Annotated in this window: 13 protein-coding genes; 7 read left to right on the forward strand and 6 right to left on the reverse strand. The window is 44.4% G+C overall.

Annotated features, from left to right (window positions below; genetic code table 11):
• Positions 1–38 precede the first annotated feature (38 nt).
• From LNL84_RS12795 to tsaA, 3 genes are all read right to left on the reverse strand, one after another.
• Positions 39–1103: a glycosyltransferase family 9 protein gene (locus LNL84_RS12795; protein ID WP_244357954.1), complete on the reverse strand. Its 1065-nt coding sequence runs from the start codon at positions 1101–1103 to the stop codon at positions 39–41.
• Between the two features lie 230 nt (positions 1104–1333).
• Entirely contained in the window at positions 1334–3049 is a 1716-nt protein-coding gene (locus LNL84_RS12800; RefSeq protein WP_244357955.1) for a proline--tRNA ligase, read from the reverse strand.
• 91 nt (positions 3050–3140) lie between these two features.
• Complete coding sequence (gene tsaA / locus LNL84_RS12805; protein WP_244357956.1) at positions 3141–3872, reverse strand: tRNA (N6-threonylcarbamoyladenosine(37)-N6)-methyltransferase TrmO; 732 nt, start codon at positions 3870–3872, stop codon at positions 3141–3143.
• A gap of 360 nt (positions 3873–4232) precedes the next feature.
• On the opposite strand from tsaA, the gene LNL84_RS12810 reads away from it, so the two are divergent.
• Positions 4233–5819, forward strand: a complete 1587-nt coding sequence (locus tag LNL84_RS12810; protein ID WP_244357957.1) for an AbgT family transporter — start codon at positions 4233–4235, stop codon at positions 5817–5819.
• 52 nt (positions 5820–5871) lie between these two features.
• Here LNL84_RS12810 and LNL84_RS12815 read toward each other — a convergent pair whose 3' ends face one another.
• The 3 genes from LNL84_RS12815 to map all read right to left on the reverse strand — a co-directional run bounded on the left by LNL84_RS12815 (position 5872) and on the right by map (position 10049).
• Entirely contained in the window at positions 5872–6255 is a 384-nt protein-coding gene (locus LNL84_RS12815) for a DUF3461 family protein (RefSeq protein WP_244357958.1), read from the reverse strand.
• 181 nt (positions 6256–6436) lie between these two features.
• Positions 6437–9061 carry a bifunctional uridylyltransferase/uridylyl-removing protein GlnD gene (gene glnD / locus LNL84_RS12820; RefSeq protein WP_244357959.1) on the reverse strand — a complete coding sequence of 875 codons (2625 nt, stop codon included), beginning with the start codon at positions 9059–9061 and terminating at the stop codon, positions 6437–6439.
• 109 nt (positions 9062–9170) lie between these two features.
• Positions 9171–10049, reverse strand: a complete 879-nt coding sequence (gene map / locus LNL84_RS12825; protein ID WP_244357960.1) for a type I methionyl aminopeptidase — start codon at positions 10047–10049, stop codon at positions 9171–9173.
• Between the two features lie 438 nt (positions 10050–10487).
• On the opposite strand from map, the gene rpsB reads away from it, so the two are divergent.
• The 6 genes from rpsB (at position 10488) to LNL84_RS12855 (ending at position 15490) form a co-directional block, all read left to right on the forward strand.
• Positions 10488–11219, forward strand: a complete 732-nt coding sequence (rpsB, locus tag LNL84_RS12830) for a 30S ribosomal protein S2 (RefSeq protein ID WP_244357961.1) — start codon at positions 10488–10490, stop codon at positions 11217–11219.
• A gap of 127 nt (positions 11220–11346) precedes the next feature.
• The gene (tsf, locus tag LNL84_RS12835; RefSeq protein WP_244357962.1) at positions 11347–12192 is read left to right on the forward strand and encodes a translation elongation factor Ts; all 846 of its coding nucleotides are present in this window, start codon (positions 11347–11349) and stop codon (positions 12190–12192) included.
• Between the two features lie 221 nt (positions 12193–12413).
• Positions 12414–13145 carry a UMP kinase gene (gene pyrH / locus LNL84_RS12840; protein ID WP_244357963.1) on the forward strand — a complete coding sequence of 244 codons (732 nt, stop codon included), beginning with the start codon at positions 12414–12416 and terminating at the stop codon, positions 13143–13145.
• A gap of 87 nt (positions 13146–13232) precedes the next feature.
• A complete protein-coding gene (gene frr / locus LNL84_RS12845) occupies positions 13233–13790 on the forward strand; it encodes a ribosome recycling factor (protein WP_244357964.1) in 558 nt (185 codons plus the stop codon).
• Positions 13791–13879: 89 nt separating this feature from the next.
• Entirely contained in the window at positions 13880–14635 is a 756-nt protein-coding gene (locus tag LNL84_RS12850; protein ID WP_244357965.1) for an isoprenyl transferase, read from the forward strand.
• A gap of 12 nt (positions 14636–14647) precedes the next feature.
• Positions 14648–15490 (forward strand): phosphatidate cytidylyltransferase, encoded by an 843-nt coding sequence (locus LNL84_RS12855; protein WP_244357966.1) that lies wholly within the window; start codon positions 14648–14650, stop codon positions 15488–15490.
• Positions 15491–15534 lie beyond the last annotated feature (44 nt).

Genomic DNA, 15534 nt, shown 5'->3' on the forward strand with positions numbered 1-15534 from the left:
AAACACTCTGCGGCTTTTTCATTTTAGAGAATACGCTATTAGCTCGTCGATAGTATGAGCTCTAGCGGTGCGGCGCCTTTGTCTGGTTGTTCGAAATCGGTGATGTTGACAGATCTCTCACCGAGGACGCCAAAGGTTTTCGGATCGGTTTTATTGTACAACCCGTAACATTTAACGCCCGCGGCATCAGCTAGGTGCAGTGGACCAGTGTCACAGCAAACAAAGCCATCAGTATTTTTAAGGTAGCTAGCCAGTATGCGCATGTTGCGGTTTGAGTAGGTAAGCGTACCTGCGTTCAGCGGTGCTGTTATATCGGGGCTCAGGATCTCAATCCAGGTTACAGGCTTATCAGAGCTGCGCTCGAAGCGGTCTAATATTGATTGCCATGTGGAGTCGGACAACTGCTTTGAGCCGCGAGCTCCTCGAAAGTAGGCAACAACGCGATTCTGCCCTTCATAGGTCTTTTCCATCGCTGCTTTTCCGGCAGACAGCTCTTCATCACTTAATTCAATATGATGCGAAATAGGCTGACTTAAGGTGTTTCCTAAATAAGGAAGCAGATACAAGCAGTTTAATGCGGCGTGTTGATAATCGTCATTTTTTTGGAAAGTATGGGTATACGCGATGTCACGACGTGAGTTATCTGGGCCGACTTTGTTTCCCGCTGACAGATTAGCAACGATAAGCGTGTCTTCAGCAGAGCTGTATGGAGTGATAATCAGATCAAAGACGGTTTTCTTAAGTGTCCTGATCGTTTGCCAACAACTTAGTGCCTTCTTGAAAGAGAACTGCGAATAAACAATGTTATCTATTCCTAAATTGGCAAACACCTCACCTTGCCACGGCTGGCTCAGCATTAGAGTAATGTTCGCATCTGGGTAGCTTTCTCGCACCTGGCGTACAAAGGGCAACAAAAAGTACATGTTACCAATTCGTTTATTATTACGAATGATAAGGATCGACTGTACGTCTTTTTTATGAAGTAGGTGCTCTTGTCTATGAGTCGTGTTGTTTGGAATTTTGTACAAAAGCGGTTCCAGGCTTTGCATTTTACTCCGGCGCCACTTGTCAAACTGTCGTAAGTGGCTTTTGATAGCTTTCATTCCTTAAAGGCCTTGTTCATATTTTAAGTTAACTTGGTGAATAGGGTGATGATACGACAGTGTGAGGTCAGTCACTTATTGTTACGATTACTATTGGGTGGCGTTTCACAAAAAACGTTTAAACAATGCGGTTATTGATGGCGATTGTGTGATTTCTGGCCTTCGTCTATTCGTGCCGTATAATGAAAAAAAGTCGCCGAAGCGACCTTTTTAACTGTCGAGCATACAGCTTAAACCATTTGTGTATTAAGGTGAGCAACGATATCAGCCATCGCGATTGGTGTTTTATCACCAGTACGGCGGTTCTTATACTCGAAGTTACCTTCATCCATGCTACGGTCGCCGATGACGACCGTGTGAGGAATGCCAACAAGTTCCATATCAGAGAACATCACACCTGGGCGCTCTTTGCGATCGTCAAATAGCACTTCGATACCCGCTGCTGTCAGTTCAGCGTACAGTTTCTCAGCTGCTTCTTTCACGCGCTCAGACTTGTGCATGTTCATCGGTACGATAGCAACCTGGAATGGTGCTAGAGCGTCAGGCCAGATAATGCCGTACTTATCGTTGTTCTGCTCGATAGCAGAAGCGACGACGCGAGATACGCCAATACCGTAACAACCCATTTCTAGAATGGTGTTTTTACCATCCGGACCAAGCACGCCACAGTTCATCTTCTCTGAGTAGTTTTTACCAAGCTGGAAGATATGACCCACTTCGATACCACGCTTAAGCTGGATAGTACCTTGACCACATGGGCTTGGATCACCTTCGACTACGTTACGCAGATCTTCAACTTTTCCAAGCTCAACATCACGGCCCCAGTTGATGCCAAAGTAGTGCTTGTCATCCACGTTTGCGCCGGCGCCGAAGTCGCTCATTACGGCAACAGAGTGGTCAACAATAAATGGCAGTTCAAGGCCTACAGGGCCAAGCGAACCAGGACCAGCACCGATGGCTGCACGGATCTCTTCTTCTGTTGCCATTTCTAGCGGTGAAGCGATCTCAGGCAGTTTCTCAGCTTTGATTTCGTTTAGCTCGTGGTCACCACGGATGATAAGACCAACAAGCGGAGCATCGATTTCATCTGAAGCCTTCACAAACAGAGTTTTCACTGTTTTTTCGATGGCTAAGTCGAATTGCTCAACAAGTTCGGCAATGGTCTTAGCATTTGGTGTATCGACAAGTGTCATTTCTTGTGTTGGTGCTGCTAGCTTCTCTGTAGGAGCCACTGCTTCTGCTTTTTCGATGTTTGCTGCGTAGTCAGACTCAGAAGAGAAGGCAATAAGGTCTTCACCGCTTTCTGCCAATACATGGAATTCGTGTGATCCGTTACCACCAATAGCACCGGTATCTGCCAGTACTGGGCGGTAGTCTAGACCCATGCGGTCAAAGGCTTTGCAGTAAGCGTCGTGCATCGCTTCGTAAGACTTCTCTAAGCCTTCTTTGTCGATATCGAAGCTATAGGCATCCATCATGGAGAACTCACGTGCACGCATCACGCCAAAACGTGGGCGGCGCTCATCACGGAACTTAGTTTGGATTTGGTACAGGTTGAGTGGCAACTGCTTATAAGAGCTGACTTCATTACGCACAAGGCTTGTAATCACTTCTTCTGCTGTTGGGCTAAGTACAAACGGACGCTCATGACGATCAGTGAAGCGAAGAAGCTCTGCACCCATCTTTTCAGATCGGCCTGTCTCTTCCCATAGTTCAAACGGCTGCACGACGGGCATCAAAGTCTCAACTGCACCTGCATTATCGATCTCTTGGCGAACGATGTTTTCGACTTTACGCAGAACACGCAGACCCGTTGGTAGCCAAGTGTATAGACCTGATGCTAGCTTACGAATCATACCTGCACGCAGCATAAGCTGGTGGCTTACAACTTCTGCGTCGTTTGGTGTCTCCTTCAGAGTAGAAAGAAGATAGTTACTGGTACGCATTTATGGGTATCCGTTTATCATGTTGATAATAAATCTAGGCGTTAGTGCCTAAATCGAGTTAAGCCGCCTATGATATCAGCCAAATGTGTTTCTACAAAGAGTCAATAGCGGTAACAAGAGCGTGATTATCGATTATTTTGAATTTCACATTCAACTCGTAGAGCTTTACCCCGTATTCCTTGTTATCGGGTTTGCCTTTTTTATAAGCAGGACGCGGATCTTGCGCGAGAACCTGCTCAATGACCTTTTGCTTATGCTCGGAGTCTTGTATCGCCATTAACGACTGAACTGCTGAAGATGTAAAAAGCACGGATATGGTTTCTGGCTCTGAATCAGCATAGCCCCCTGTAGCGTGAGGAATGCTGTCACTGTAGGGAATATAAGGTTTAATATCGATAATTGGCGTGCCGTCGACAAGGTCTACATTGCCTACATCGATAAGAGTTTTTCCTTGAACCTGACGGACTGTGCGAAACTCCACAGCGGATAGACCAATGCCATTTGGACGAAAGGTCGAGCGTGAGGCAAAAACACCGATTCGTTGATTCCCGCCAAGGCGAGGTGGGCGAACAGTGGGTTTCCATCCAGCGGTCAAATTTTTATCAAATAAGAACAGTAGCCATAGATGTGAAAACTGTTCGATACCTCGAAGCGCTTCAGGGGAGTTAGTCTCACCCGTTAACTCTATTGTTGCGGTCGCACAGCTGACAAGCTTTGGTTGGCGAGGGACGGCAAACTTTTCTTTATAAGGTGAACGGACAAAACCGATCGGTTGTAGAGAATAGGACACGGCAAACTCAATATCAGGTTGGATGCAAGTCATTATGGTTGATCTTTCCACGCGGGTGCTGTTCTTGCAAGGTTTGTTGCAAGGATAGCTTTTTCACCCATTACCTACAAAGAATGGCTGAAAATCATTGAGAGCCGTACCTTCTGTTACAAAACAGAAGTGCGATAGCTGACGTGAATTAATCTGTTGCTTATCATGTGTTATTTGGGCTAAGTGGCGACATAAGATTAACATGGTGGTAGTATTGTGTTCAATTATTACATTTTGCAACACATTAGACTTTATTATCGAAAATTGCTGACGTACTCTCCAGCTGCTTTTTATAAGGTTGTCACTATCGAGTGATGATTTGGAACGAAAAGGCATAGGAAAAAAGATAATAAGGAGGGTCAGATGAGCACATCTGCCGCAATGAAACACAACAAACCTAAAAAACCTCTATTTACGCGCTTTCTAGATAGCGTCGAATACTTGGGGAACCTATTACCCCACCCAATCACGCTTTTTGCCATTTTCTGCGTTGCGATATTAGTGATGTCAGGCATCGCTGGTTACTTTGAAGTCGCAGTGGCCGATCCTCGCCCTGAAGGTGCAGCAGGCCGCGCTGCTGATGGCATGATTCATGTCGTCAGTTTATTTAATGCTGAAGGCCTTCAGCTAATCGTTACCAACCTCGTGAAAAACTTTACTGGCTTTGCACCGTTAGGTACCGTTTTAGTAGCGATGTTAGGTGTAGCAATAGCAGAGCATTCAGGAATGCTTTCTGCAGCGATGCGTGGACTTGTTATGGGTGCATCGCAGCGCATGGTAACGGTCACGGTTGTTTTTGCTGGTATTATCTCTAACACTGCTTCTGAGCTAGGCTACGTAGTACTTATTCCACTCGCAGCGATGCTGTTCCACTCTTTGGGGCGTCACCCATTAGCGGGTCTAGCCGCGGCATTCGCGGGTGTGTCAGGCGGATACTCTGCGAACTTGTTGATTGGTACGGTCGATCCTCTGTTATCAGGTATTACTGAAACCGCAGCGCAAATGATCGATCCAAACTATACGGTTGGTCCAGAGGTAAACTGGTACTTCATGTTTGTCTCGACTTTCTTTATCTCTTTTATGGGGGCATTTGTCACTGAGAAGATTGTTGAGCCTAAATTGGGCAAATACAACGATGAAGAAGCTGCAGAAGATCTATCTCAAGATAAGATGGGCTCGCTAACAGACATTGAGAAGAAAGGTCTGAAAATGGCGGGTATCGCGGTTCTTATCGTAGGTGCTGTCATTGCGTCAACAGTGGTCCCTGAGAATGGTGTTCTGCGTACGGCAGATGGTCTGATAGCAGGTTCTCCATTCTTGAAGAGCATTGTTGCATTTATCTTTGTGTTCTTTGCGATCCCTGGTTTTGTCTACGGCAAAGTGACGGGCTCAATGAAAAATGATCGAGACGTCATTGATGCGATGTCTAAGTCAATGTCTTCAATGGGCATGTACATCGTATTGGTATTCTTTGCTGCTCAGTTTGTTGCGTTTTTTAAGTGGACAAACTTTGGTCAAGTTTTCGCAGTCGCGGGTGCGGACTTCCTACAGACTATTGGTCTGACAGGTCCTTCACTGTTCTTCGCGTTCATTCTAATGTGTGGTTTCATTAACCTAATGATTGGTTCAGCCTCTGCACAGTGGGCGGTAACGGCACCTATCTTTGTTCCAATGTTAATGCTGGTTGGATATGCCCCAGAAACGATTCAAGCTGCGTATCGTATCGGTGACTCAACAACGAACATTATTACGCCTATGATGAGTTACTTCGGTCTTATTTTGGCGGTAGCGACTCGCTATATGAAGAATCTAGGTATCGGCACGTTGATTGCGACCATGTTACCTTATTCGATCTGCTTCCTTGTAGGTTGGAGCGTTCTATTCTACATCTGGGTGTTCTTACTAGGTCTACCAGTAGGACCGGGTGCTGCGACATTCTATACACCATAATAAAAATGCTCCCCTCGGGGAGCATTTTTTTTGCTTGTTGTGCACGCGAGTACTATTTCAGTTTTTCTAAATCAGCTTCAATTTCAGCAATTTTACTGGTCACCACTTTTTCAAGGTGGCGAAGATCGGAGAGTACCTTCTTCTTGATGTCTTTTTGGGTATATGTCGCAGGTTTGGTGATTTGATTTAATTCATCTATGACCAAGGTTAAATTGCGATTGATCTCTGAGACGTCTTTGTAGTTTTGACTACTGCTATCGACTCGGACACTTTTCATTTGTCGCGGGTATTTGAACTTGACACTTTTCGCAAACAGTTCACCTTTCTGCTTGAGAAAATAAATTTTCAACACATCCTTGTGCGCTTCTTGTCTTAAAGAATAACGCTCAATTTGCTTAGGATCGTGGATGCCTAAACCTGTGAGGTTTGGATACATATGCGGCCTCTTTTGTTGTGTTTTTACATAACAACTGTAGCAGGGTATTGATGTGGTAGATAGTTGATTATTAGAGCAATTGGAAAGAAATGTGGAGGAGATCGCTTAAATATATAGCAATGCCCTCCAAATCTTCTACCTGTTCATTTATTGAGCAGATCTTGTTTGCGAATCTGGTTACTTAACTAGTGATTTGTTCTGATATTGTATCGAGCAGTTTCTCTTGTAGAAGCTGTTGTTCCTCTTCTGTGAGTCGACCATTTTGAGGACCTGTTAGGATAAATAAGTCCTCTGCACGCTCTCCAATCGTAGTGATTTTAGCGGCGTGTAAGTGAATGCCTAGTTTGGCGAAGGTTGCCCCTACTTTTGCCAAGAGTCCAGGAGCATCAAGGGCGACTAATTCCATTAATGTACGCTTTTTTCCTTTTGTCGGGAGAAAGTCGATGCGTGTTTTGACATTAAAATGCTTTAAGTTTCTTGGCGCTCTGCGAACCTTTATTTTGGTGGGTTTACCGTCTTGCAATACATGGGTTATGTGTTTAGTGATGGCTTGGTGGCGAGCCTCGTCAATCGCTTTGCCATTTTGGTCAAGTACCATAAAAGTATCTAAGATAAAGCCGTCTTTGCTCGTCATAATCTGAGCGTCGTGAACGTTAAGGTTACGTCTATCAAGCTCTGCAACCACTGTGGCGAAGAGTGCTGGTTGATCCTTACTATAGACGAAGACTTCGGTACCACCGCGCGTCGCTTTCTTGCTCATTAGGATCAATGGTTGCTCGGCATTTTCTTGATTGAGTATATGCTCACAATGCCATGCGATTTGTTTATGGGTATGTCTTAAGAAATAGTCGGCTTTAAATCGCTGCCAAAGGACTTCGATTTCTCTAGCCGAAAAGTTTTGTTTGCGAAGAATGGCAGAGGCAAGCTGTTGGTTATGACGGATACGATCTCTAACATCGACTGGGTTTTCTAAACCTCGTCGCAGTAATCTTTGAGTTGAATGAAATAGTTCGGCCAATAGGGTGCGCTTCCAACTATTCCACAATTCTGGATTGGTCGCACAAATATCAGCAACCGTAAGACAGACTAGATATTCTAGATATTCTTCATCTCTGACCTTTTTAGCGAACTCAATAATGACGTCCGGATCATAGATATCACGTCGTTGCGCTGTTACGGACATCAGCAGGTGATTTTGTACTAACCAAGAGACCAGTTTGGCTTCGGGTTTCGACAATCCGTGTTCAATGCAAAAGTCATAAGCTTCGACTGCGCCTATTTCTGAGTGATCACCGCCGCGACCTTTACCTATGTCGTGGAAAATCGCCGCGAGGATAAGTAACTCTTTCTTTTGCATCCTTGGGTACACTTCACAACAGATAGGATGTTTTTGATAGCTTTCTTCAAAATTGAACGTATTAATATGGTTGAGCAATCGCACACTGTGTTCGTCAACGGTATAAACATGGAACAAGTCGAATTGCATCTGGCCTACAATTTGACTCCACTGCGGTAAATAGGCGGCTAATACACCCAATTTATGCATTAAACGAAAAGCGCGGTTGAGGGCGTTGGGGTGGCGAACCAAATCCATGAACTTGTCACGAGCCGCTGGGATGGTATGTAAGAATTTGTTGAGTCGACGACGAGCTGTACGCAATTGTCTTAAAGTTGCGGGGCTAACCCCTTCAATAGTGGAATCGTTAGCGATATGAATGAACATATCAAGAATCGTTTCTGGTCTCGCCTGAAACAGTGCTGGTTTTCTTGCCTCAATCAATGTTCCTCGTCTTTGGAAGTCATCATCGAGAATTTGTGCTTCGGCGATTTTTCCTTTGTTGATGATTGCTTGATCAAAAAGTTTGAGAAGCATCTTATTGAGTTCGGCCACTCGGCGTAATGTTCGGTAGAACTCTTTCATCATGGTTTCAACCGCGATGTTACCTTGACCGACGAACCCAAGGCTTTCAGCAACTTGAGCTTGATGAGCAAAAGTAAGACGGTTGTCATAACGACGCAGTTCTATGTGCAGTGCAAAACGGACTCGCCACAAAAAGTTCTGGCATTCCACCAGTTCACGGTATTCGGCATCGGTTAAAAATCCAAAACGGCTCATTTCAAACAGAGACGTTGCACCAAAATGTCGGCGTGCCACCCAGCTCAGAGTATGGATATCGCGCAGCCCGCCGGGCGTTGATTTAATGTCTGGTTCTAGGTTGTATGTAGTGTCGTGATATTTGGCATGTCGAATTCTCTGCTCTTCCAGTTTTGCGCGGTAAAAATCCTCTGACGGCCAAAAACTGTCAGAATCAATAATATTTTTGAGGGACTGAAAGGTATCCTCACTGCCAGATAAAAGGCGAGACTCTTGTAAATTGGTGGCCACAGTGAGATCGGATTTACCGATTTCTAAACATTCATCGATAGTGCGTACAGCATGGCCAACTTCAAGGCGTAAATCCCATAGCAAGGTAATGAACTGACTGATTTTGGCTTGTAGAGATTCGGGAATTTTTTTTCTCGAGACCACAAGTATATCGATATCCGATAGTGGATGAAGTTCACCACGACCGTATCCACCGACAGCTACGAGAGAAAGGGTCGTTTGATCATTCAATCCGTGAAACGTCCATAACCGGTTGAGCAACAGGTCGATATAATCAGAACGGCCGAGAACGAGGTCTGTGATGGGGTGATGATTAAGAAATTCCAGTTTCTGGAATTGGGCAAAGTTTTCTAATTGTTCTTTGAGGAGCGAAATACTCAGTTGTTCATCGGTAAAGTTAGATGGCGATTGATAAGACATAAGGTGCGATCCGTGCAAGCTAAAAGTTACTCTAATGGTTATACCAGATCGCCAAGGATAAAAAAATATCCTCAGCCAGTGAGGATATTAATCTGAAGTGTCATTGGCGCTATGCGTTATTCATTAAGCGAGGGATGGTTTCATCGCTTCTTAACGTTAGCACTTCACAGCCGGTCTTTGTCACCACAATGGTGTGTTCCCATTGCGCTGAGTTTTTGCCGTCGCCGGTGTACACAGTCCAATCGTCTTCGGCATCAATGCTACAGCCAAATTTACCGGCGTTAATCATCGGCTCTATGGTAAAGACCATCCCCTCTTTTAGGATGCGTCGGTCATTATTTTTGTAATGGACCACTTGTGGCTCTTCGTGAAACTCAGAACCGATTCCATGACCACAGAAGTCTTTAACAATCGAGAACTTATTGCGTGGGTTTTTCTTGTTATTGCTCTTGATGAATTTCTCGATCTCAGTGCCGATAGCACCAACGGTAGAACCGGGTTTGACGGTTCTCATACCCAGATAAAGAGCTTCTTGGGCAACCATGCATAGGCGCTTGTCTGCCGGAGAAACTTCCCCCACGAAGAACATTTTAGATGTGTCCCCATGATAGCCCTCAGGGCGAGTATCAAGCGGTGCATTCTCTTCGTTAGGAATGATGACGGTAACATCGACGTTTACAATATCACCGTTTTTCAGTACAGCTGGTTTAAGCTTACCAGTTGTCCCCACTGAATCTTGCTCTGCAGGGATGCCGTGGCAGACAATATGGTTGATTGATGTACAGATGGACTTTGGATACCCATGATAGTCTAAAGGAGCTGAGTAAGCACCTTTGTCGCGAGTGTAGTCAGCACAAATCTTATCCAGCTCTTCGGTCGTCACCCCTTCTTTGACATGAGGTTCGATCATTTCTAGAAGTTCTGCTGCGAGCTTACCCGCAATACGCATACGTTCAATTTCAGCTTCAGTTTTGATTTTGATAGACATTATATTCTCGACTCACTAATTTGACGCGTTATTTTAACAACCATAGAACGAAGCGCAACAAGAATAACTCTCGTTTCTAAGGCTAAAACGTTATGCACAAAGTTTGTGATGGTTTTACGTTTTCCCCTTTATTAATTGAACTTAAAACAGTTTTGGAAGAATTGCATTGTGAGCCGCTTAAAATCTGTGGACAAAATATAAGATAAATTGTGATTTCCCTAGCCATGAATGGTCAAAATATGGTATAAAGCGCGCCGGAATATCGACTCATTATCTTCAGTTTTGGCGATGTGAGTTGAGTTCCACTTACTTTATTTCTTTAAATCACACACATTCCGACACATGTTCCGGGGTGCTTAGAAGTCAGCCTAATTACGCTTTCTTGCTGAGTCGGACACATGGGGGATGTGGAGGCCTAACCCCATAGAGGATTTTAAAATGGCAACTGTATCAATGCGCGATATGCTTAAAGCTGGTGTTCACTTCGGTCACCAAACTCGTTACTGGAACCCAAAAATGAAGCCGTTCATTTTTGGCGCTCGTAACAAAGTACATATCATCAACCTAGAAAAAACTGTACCTATGTTCAACGACGCTCTAGCTGAAATTGCTAAAGTTGGCGAGAAGAAAGGTAAAGTTCTATTTGTTGGTACTAAGCGCGCTGCATCTGAAGCTGTTAAAGAAGCTGCTATCAACAGCAACCAGTACTACGTAAACAACCGTTGGTTGGGTGGTATGCTAACGAACTACAAAACAGTTCGTCAGTCTATCAAGCGTCTAAAAGAACTTGAAGCACAAGCTCAAGATGGTACTTTCGAGAAACTAACTAAGAAAGAAGCTCTAATGCGCACTCGCGAAATGGAGAAGCTTGAGAAGTCTCTTGGTGGTATCAAGAACATGGGCGGCCTACCAGACGCTCTATTCGTAATCGACGCTGATCACGAGCACATTGCTGTTAAAGAAGCAAACAACCTAGGTATCCCAGTTTACGCTGTAGTAGATACTAACTCTAACCCAGACGGCGTTGATTACATCATCCCAGGTAACGATGATGCAATCCGTGCAGTACAACTGTACCTGAACGCTGCAGCTGACGCGGTTAAAGAAGGTCGCAACAAAGACGCTGTTGTTGTAACTGACAAAGACGGCTTTGTTGAAGAAGCTGAATAATAGCAGCTCTGAGACGAACTTAGTTTTGATGAAACCTAGTTTTAAGTAAACTAAGTCATAGCATACAGGGGCCGACATATTGAGCCCCTGAATTTTACCTAGTTTAGAACCAACTGAGGAATAGAGAATGGCAACTGTAACTGCTGCTCTAGTAAAAGAACTTCGTGAACGCACAGCTGCGGGCATGATGGAATGTAAAAAAGCGCTTGTTGCTGCTGAAGGCGATATCGAGCTAGCAATTGAGAACATGCGTAAATCTGGCGCAGCGAAAGCAGCTAAAAAAGCGGGCAACGTTGCTGCTGAAGGCACTATCGTTATCAAAGAAGAAGCAGGCGTTGCCGCTCTTCTTGAAGTAAACTGCCAAACTGATTTCGTAGCAAAAGATGCAGGTTTCCTAGCATTTGCTAACGAAGTAGCGGACGCTGCTCTAGCAGAGCGCCTAGACATCGCTGCACTTCAAGCTAAGTTTGAAGAAGCACGTATTGCGCTAGTTACTAAGATTGGCGAAAACATCAGCATCCGTCGCGTTGAGTTCGTTGAAGGTGTTGCACTAGCTTCTTACCGCCACGGTGAGAAAATCGGTGTAGTTGTTGCTGGTGAAGGCGAAGCTGAAACACTTAAGCATGTTGCAATGCACGTTGCTGCGTCTAAGCCAGATTACTTGAACCCAGCTGACGTTCCTGCTGACGTAGTAGAAAAAGAAAAAGCTGTTCAAGTTGAAATCGCTATGAACGAAGGCAAGCCAGCTGAAATCGCTGAGAAGATGGTTGTTGGCCGCATGAAGAAATTCACGGGCGAAATCTCTCTAACAGGTCAAGCTTTCATCATGGAACCTAAGAAAACTGTTGGCGATATTCTTAAAGAAAGAAGCGCTTCAGTAACTAACTTCGTACGTTTAGAAGTTGGTGAAGGTATCGAGAAAGCGGCTGAAATGAGCTTCGCTGACGAAGTTGCAGCGGTACAAAAAGGTTAATCCTTGATGTGACGCTAAGATAAAGACCGTGGCCAAGGCTACGGTCTTTTTACGACTAGGCTATAGAACACTTTTTAGCCGTCATGTTTTCAGATTTGTGAAGCAGCGATTTGATTTACCTTTGAGTCGCACAATACTACTAGTTGCGGAATAACCTTAGTGGTATTACAAAGTCTCAAAACATGACTGTTAATCAAAACTCTCTTTGGAAGGTAAACTCCATGACAACGAACCCAAAACCTGCATATCAACGTATTTTGTTAAAACTTAGTGGTGAAGCGCTTCAAGGCGAGGAAGGTTTTGGTATCGACCCGACTGTTCTTGACCGTATGGCTCAAGAAATAAAAGAACTGGTTGAACTGGGTGTTCAAGTGGGTGTGGTCATCGGTGGTGGTAACCTATTCCGTGGCGCTGGCCTTGCTCAAGCAGGTATGAACCGCGTTGTTGGTGACCACATGGGTATGCTTGCTACGGTAATGAATGGCTTAGCAATGCGTGATGCGTTGCACCGTGCGTACGTCAACGCGCGCGTGATGTCTGCAATTCCACTTAAAGGTGTTTGCGACGATTACAACTGGGCAGACGCGATTAGCCAACTTCGTCAAGGACGTGTTGTTATTTTCTCGGCAGGAACAGGTAACCCGTTCTTCACTACCGATTCTGCAGCATGCCTCCGTGGTATCGAAATTGAAGCGGACGTTGTTCTTAAAGCCACAAAAGTTGACGGTGTCTTCAATGCTGATCCTGTCTCTAACCCAGATGCTGAATTGTATGATAAGCTTTCATACAACACCGTATTAGATAATGAACTAAAAGTTATGGACCTTGCGGCGTTTACCCTAGCTCGTGATCACAAAATGCCAATTCGTGTGTTTAACATGAATAAACCTGGCGCGTTACGTCGAGTAGTAATGGGTGAAGCTGAAGGTACTTTGATTTATGATTGCGAGTAATTGTTCATAACTTCTGAACGTTTACAGCAACAGTTATACCCAAAGCGCATTGACGCGCTTTGGTCTGAAATATATTAAGGTGACATTGTGATTAATGAAATCAAACAAGATGCGCAAGAGCGCATGGCAAAAAGTGTAGAAGCGCTTAAAAACAACCTTTCTAAAATCCGTACGGGTCGTGCTCACCCAAGTCTTCTATCTGGTATTTCGGTAGAGTACTACGGTACGCCAACGCCGTTAAACCAAGTAGGTAACGTGATTGCTGAAGACGCGCGTACATTGGCCATCACGGTATTTGACAAAGAGTTAACTCCAAAAGTTGAAAAAGCGATCATGATGTCAGATTTGGGTCTAAACCCAATGTCTGCAGGTACGGTGATTCGTGTACCACTTCCACCGCTAACAGAAGAGCGTCGTAAAGACCTAGTTAAAATCGTTCGTGGTGAAGCTGAAGGTGGCCGTGTTGCTATTCGTAATATTCGTCGTGATGCAAACAACGATCTCAAAGCGTTACTGAAAGATAAAGAAATCTCAGAAGACGAAGATCGTAAAGCACAAGACGAAATTCAAAAGCTAACAGACGTGGCAGTTAAAGACGTTGATGATGTATTGGCTGCAAAAGAAAAAGAGTTGATGGAAGTTTAATCATCCATTGGCTTAATCGAAGAAGCGCTGTCGCCGTACAGCGCTTTTTTATGCTATTCTAATTCCCCCGAAATAAATATAACTCTCATATGCAAAACTCCCAGACCCTCAACGAATCTCTTCCTAAACATATTGCCGTTATAATGGATGGCAATGGTCGCTGGGCAAAATCTCGTGGCAAGCCGAGAGTTTTTGGTCATAAAAGAGGCGTCGCTGCGGTTCGTAAAACGATTACGACTGCGGCAAGGTTACATATCAAAGCGATAACCTTGTTTGCGTTTAGCAGTGAAAACTGGCGTCGACCTGAAGAGGAAGTTGGACTATTGATGGAGCTTTTTATCACGGTACTTACGAGTGAAGTAAAAAAGCTGCATAAGAATAACCTACGTTTGCGAGTCATTGGAGATAAGTCTCGTTTTAATGATCGACTACAGCAGAAAATTGCAGAAGCAGAAGAGCTAACTTCTGAAAATACTGGTATGGTGATCAACATTGCCGCTAACTATGGTGGCAAGTGGGACATTACTCAAGCCGTTCAGAAAGTCGCGAGTCGAGTCGCAAGTGGTGATATCACACCACAAGATATTGAAGAGCAAACCATTGCACAATATCTTACTATGTCAGATTTAGATGATGTCGATCTACTTATCCGCACCAGTGGAGAGTGTCGCATTAGCAATTTTATGCTTTGGCAGATGGCTTACGCCGAGATGTACTTTACGGAAGAGCATTGGCCAGAGTTTAACGAAGATAGCTTAGTTAAAGCTATTGCTTGGTTTATGAATCGAGAGCGACGTTTTGGTTGCACTGGAGAGCAAATAAAAGCTCTAATGGAAGAGAACTAAGGACAAAACGTTTTGAAACAAAGAATTATCACAGCATTGATTTTGGCACCACTCGTCATTTTGGGGATTTTCTGTCTCCCATTGCCATGGTTTATGTTGTTTATAGCAGCGGTCACTTTTATTGGTTTTTGGGAATGGACCCAATTTACAGATAGCACTTCGCGAATGATGGGGCTACTCCCAGCTATTGTTGTTGCCGCAGCGAGTGCGCTGGTGATCCCTTTTGATACTATTTCATTGAATTTGGTTGATTCGATTCATATAGAGGTGTTAGGGATCGGTACGGGCTGGTGGATTTTAGCCAGCGGATTAGCATTAAGTTTCCCTAAGTCTTCTGTATTATGGAAAAACTCAAAGGTTCTACGACACACGTTTGGCATGCTAACACTGATACCTTTTTTCTGGAGTATCGTGATTTTACGTGCGCAGTATATTGATATTAATGAGTATTACGGCGCCAAACTTGTGATGTTCGTTTGTCTGATTGTCTGGGCTGCAGACAGCGGAGCTTACTTTGCGGGTAAGAGCTTTGGTAAACGCAAAATGGCACCGAATGTTAGCCCAAATAAGACCATTGAAGGTTTAATTGGGGGGATCATTGCTGCCCTGTTTGTAGCATGGCTTGCTGCAACTTGGTTTGAGTTAGAGTTTAGCAATACCCCTGTAATGATTGCTATCACGCTGGTTACAGTGGTTATATCCGTGCTCGGCGATCTCGTTGAAAGTATGTTTAAGCGAGTATCAAAAATTAAAGACAGCAGTAATATCATCCCAGGCCACGGTGGCGTGCTCGACAGAATTGATAGCTTAACTGCCGCATTCCCAGTATTTGCGCTCCTTTATCTCGTTTTCTAATAGAGGGCAGCATGCTGCCCTCATGTATTCTATTTCGGTTGTGA

The sequence above is a fragment of the Vibrio gelatinilyticus genome, assembly GCF_022836845.1.
Classification (GTDB): Bacteria; Pseudomonadota; Gammaproteobacteria; order Enterobacterales; family Vibrionaceae; genus Vibrio; species Vibrio gelatinilyticus.

What these genes read in the sequence shown, in the direction of transcription:
- LNL84_RS12795 (WP_244357954.1), bottom strand. Translation starts at nt 1,103, where the DNA reads ATGAAAGCTATCAAAAGCCACTTACGACAGTTTGACAAGTGGCGCCGG.
- LNL84_RS12800 (WP_244357955.1), bottom strand. Translation starts at nt 3,049, where the DNA reads ATGCGTACCAGTAACTATCTTCTTTCTACTCTGAAGGAGACACCAAAC.
- tsaA (WP_244357956.1), bottom strand. Translation starts at nt 3,872, where the DNA reads ATGACTTGCATCCAACCTGATATTGAGTTTGCCGTGTCCTATTCTCTA.
- LNL84_RS12810 (WP_244357957.1), top strand. Translation starts at nt 4,233, where the DNA reads ATGAGCACATCTGCCGCAATGAAACACAACAAACCTAAAAAACCTCTA.
- LNL84_RS12815 (WP_244357958.1), bottom strand. Translation starts at nt 6,255, where the DNA reads ATGTATCCAAACCTCACAGGTTTAGGCATCCACGATCCTAAGCAAATT.
- glnD (WP_244357959.1), bottom strand. Translation starts at nt 9,061, where the DNA reads ATGTCTTATCAATCGCCATCTAACTTTACCGATGAACAACTGAGTATT.
- map (WP_244357960.1), bottom strand. Translation starts at nt 10,049, where the DNA reads ATGTCTATCAAAATCAAAACTGAAGCTGAAATTGAACGTATGCGTATT.
- rpsB (WP_244357961.1), top strand. Translation starts at nt 10,488, where the DNA reads ATGGCAACTGTATCAATGCGCGATATGCTTAAAGCTGGTGTTCACTTC.
- tsf (WP_244357962.1), top strand. Translation starts at nt 11,347, where the DNA reads ATGGCAACTGTAACTGCTGCTCTAGTAAAAGAACTTCGTGAACGCACA.
- pyrH (WP_244357963.1), top strand. Translation starts at nt 12,414, where the DNA reads ATGACAACGAACCCAAAACCTGCATATCAACGTATTTTGTTAAAACTT.
- LNL84_RS12850 (WP_244357965.1), top strand. Translation starts at nt 13,880, where the DNA reads ATGCAAAACTCCCAGACCCTCAACGAATCTCTTCCTAAACATATTGCC.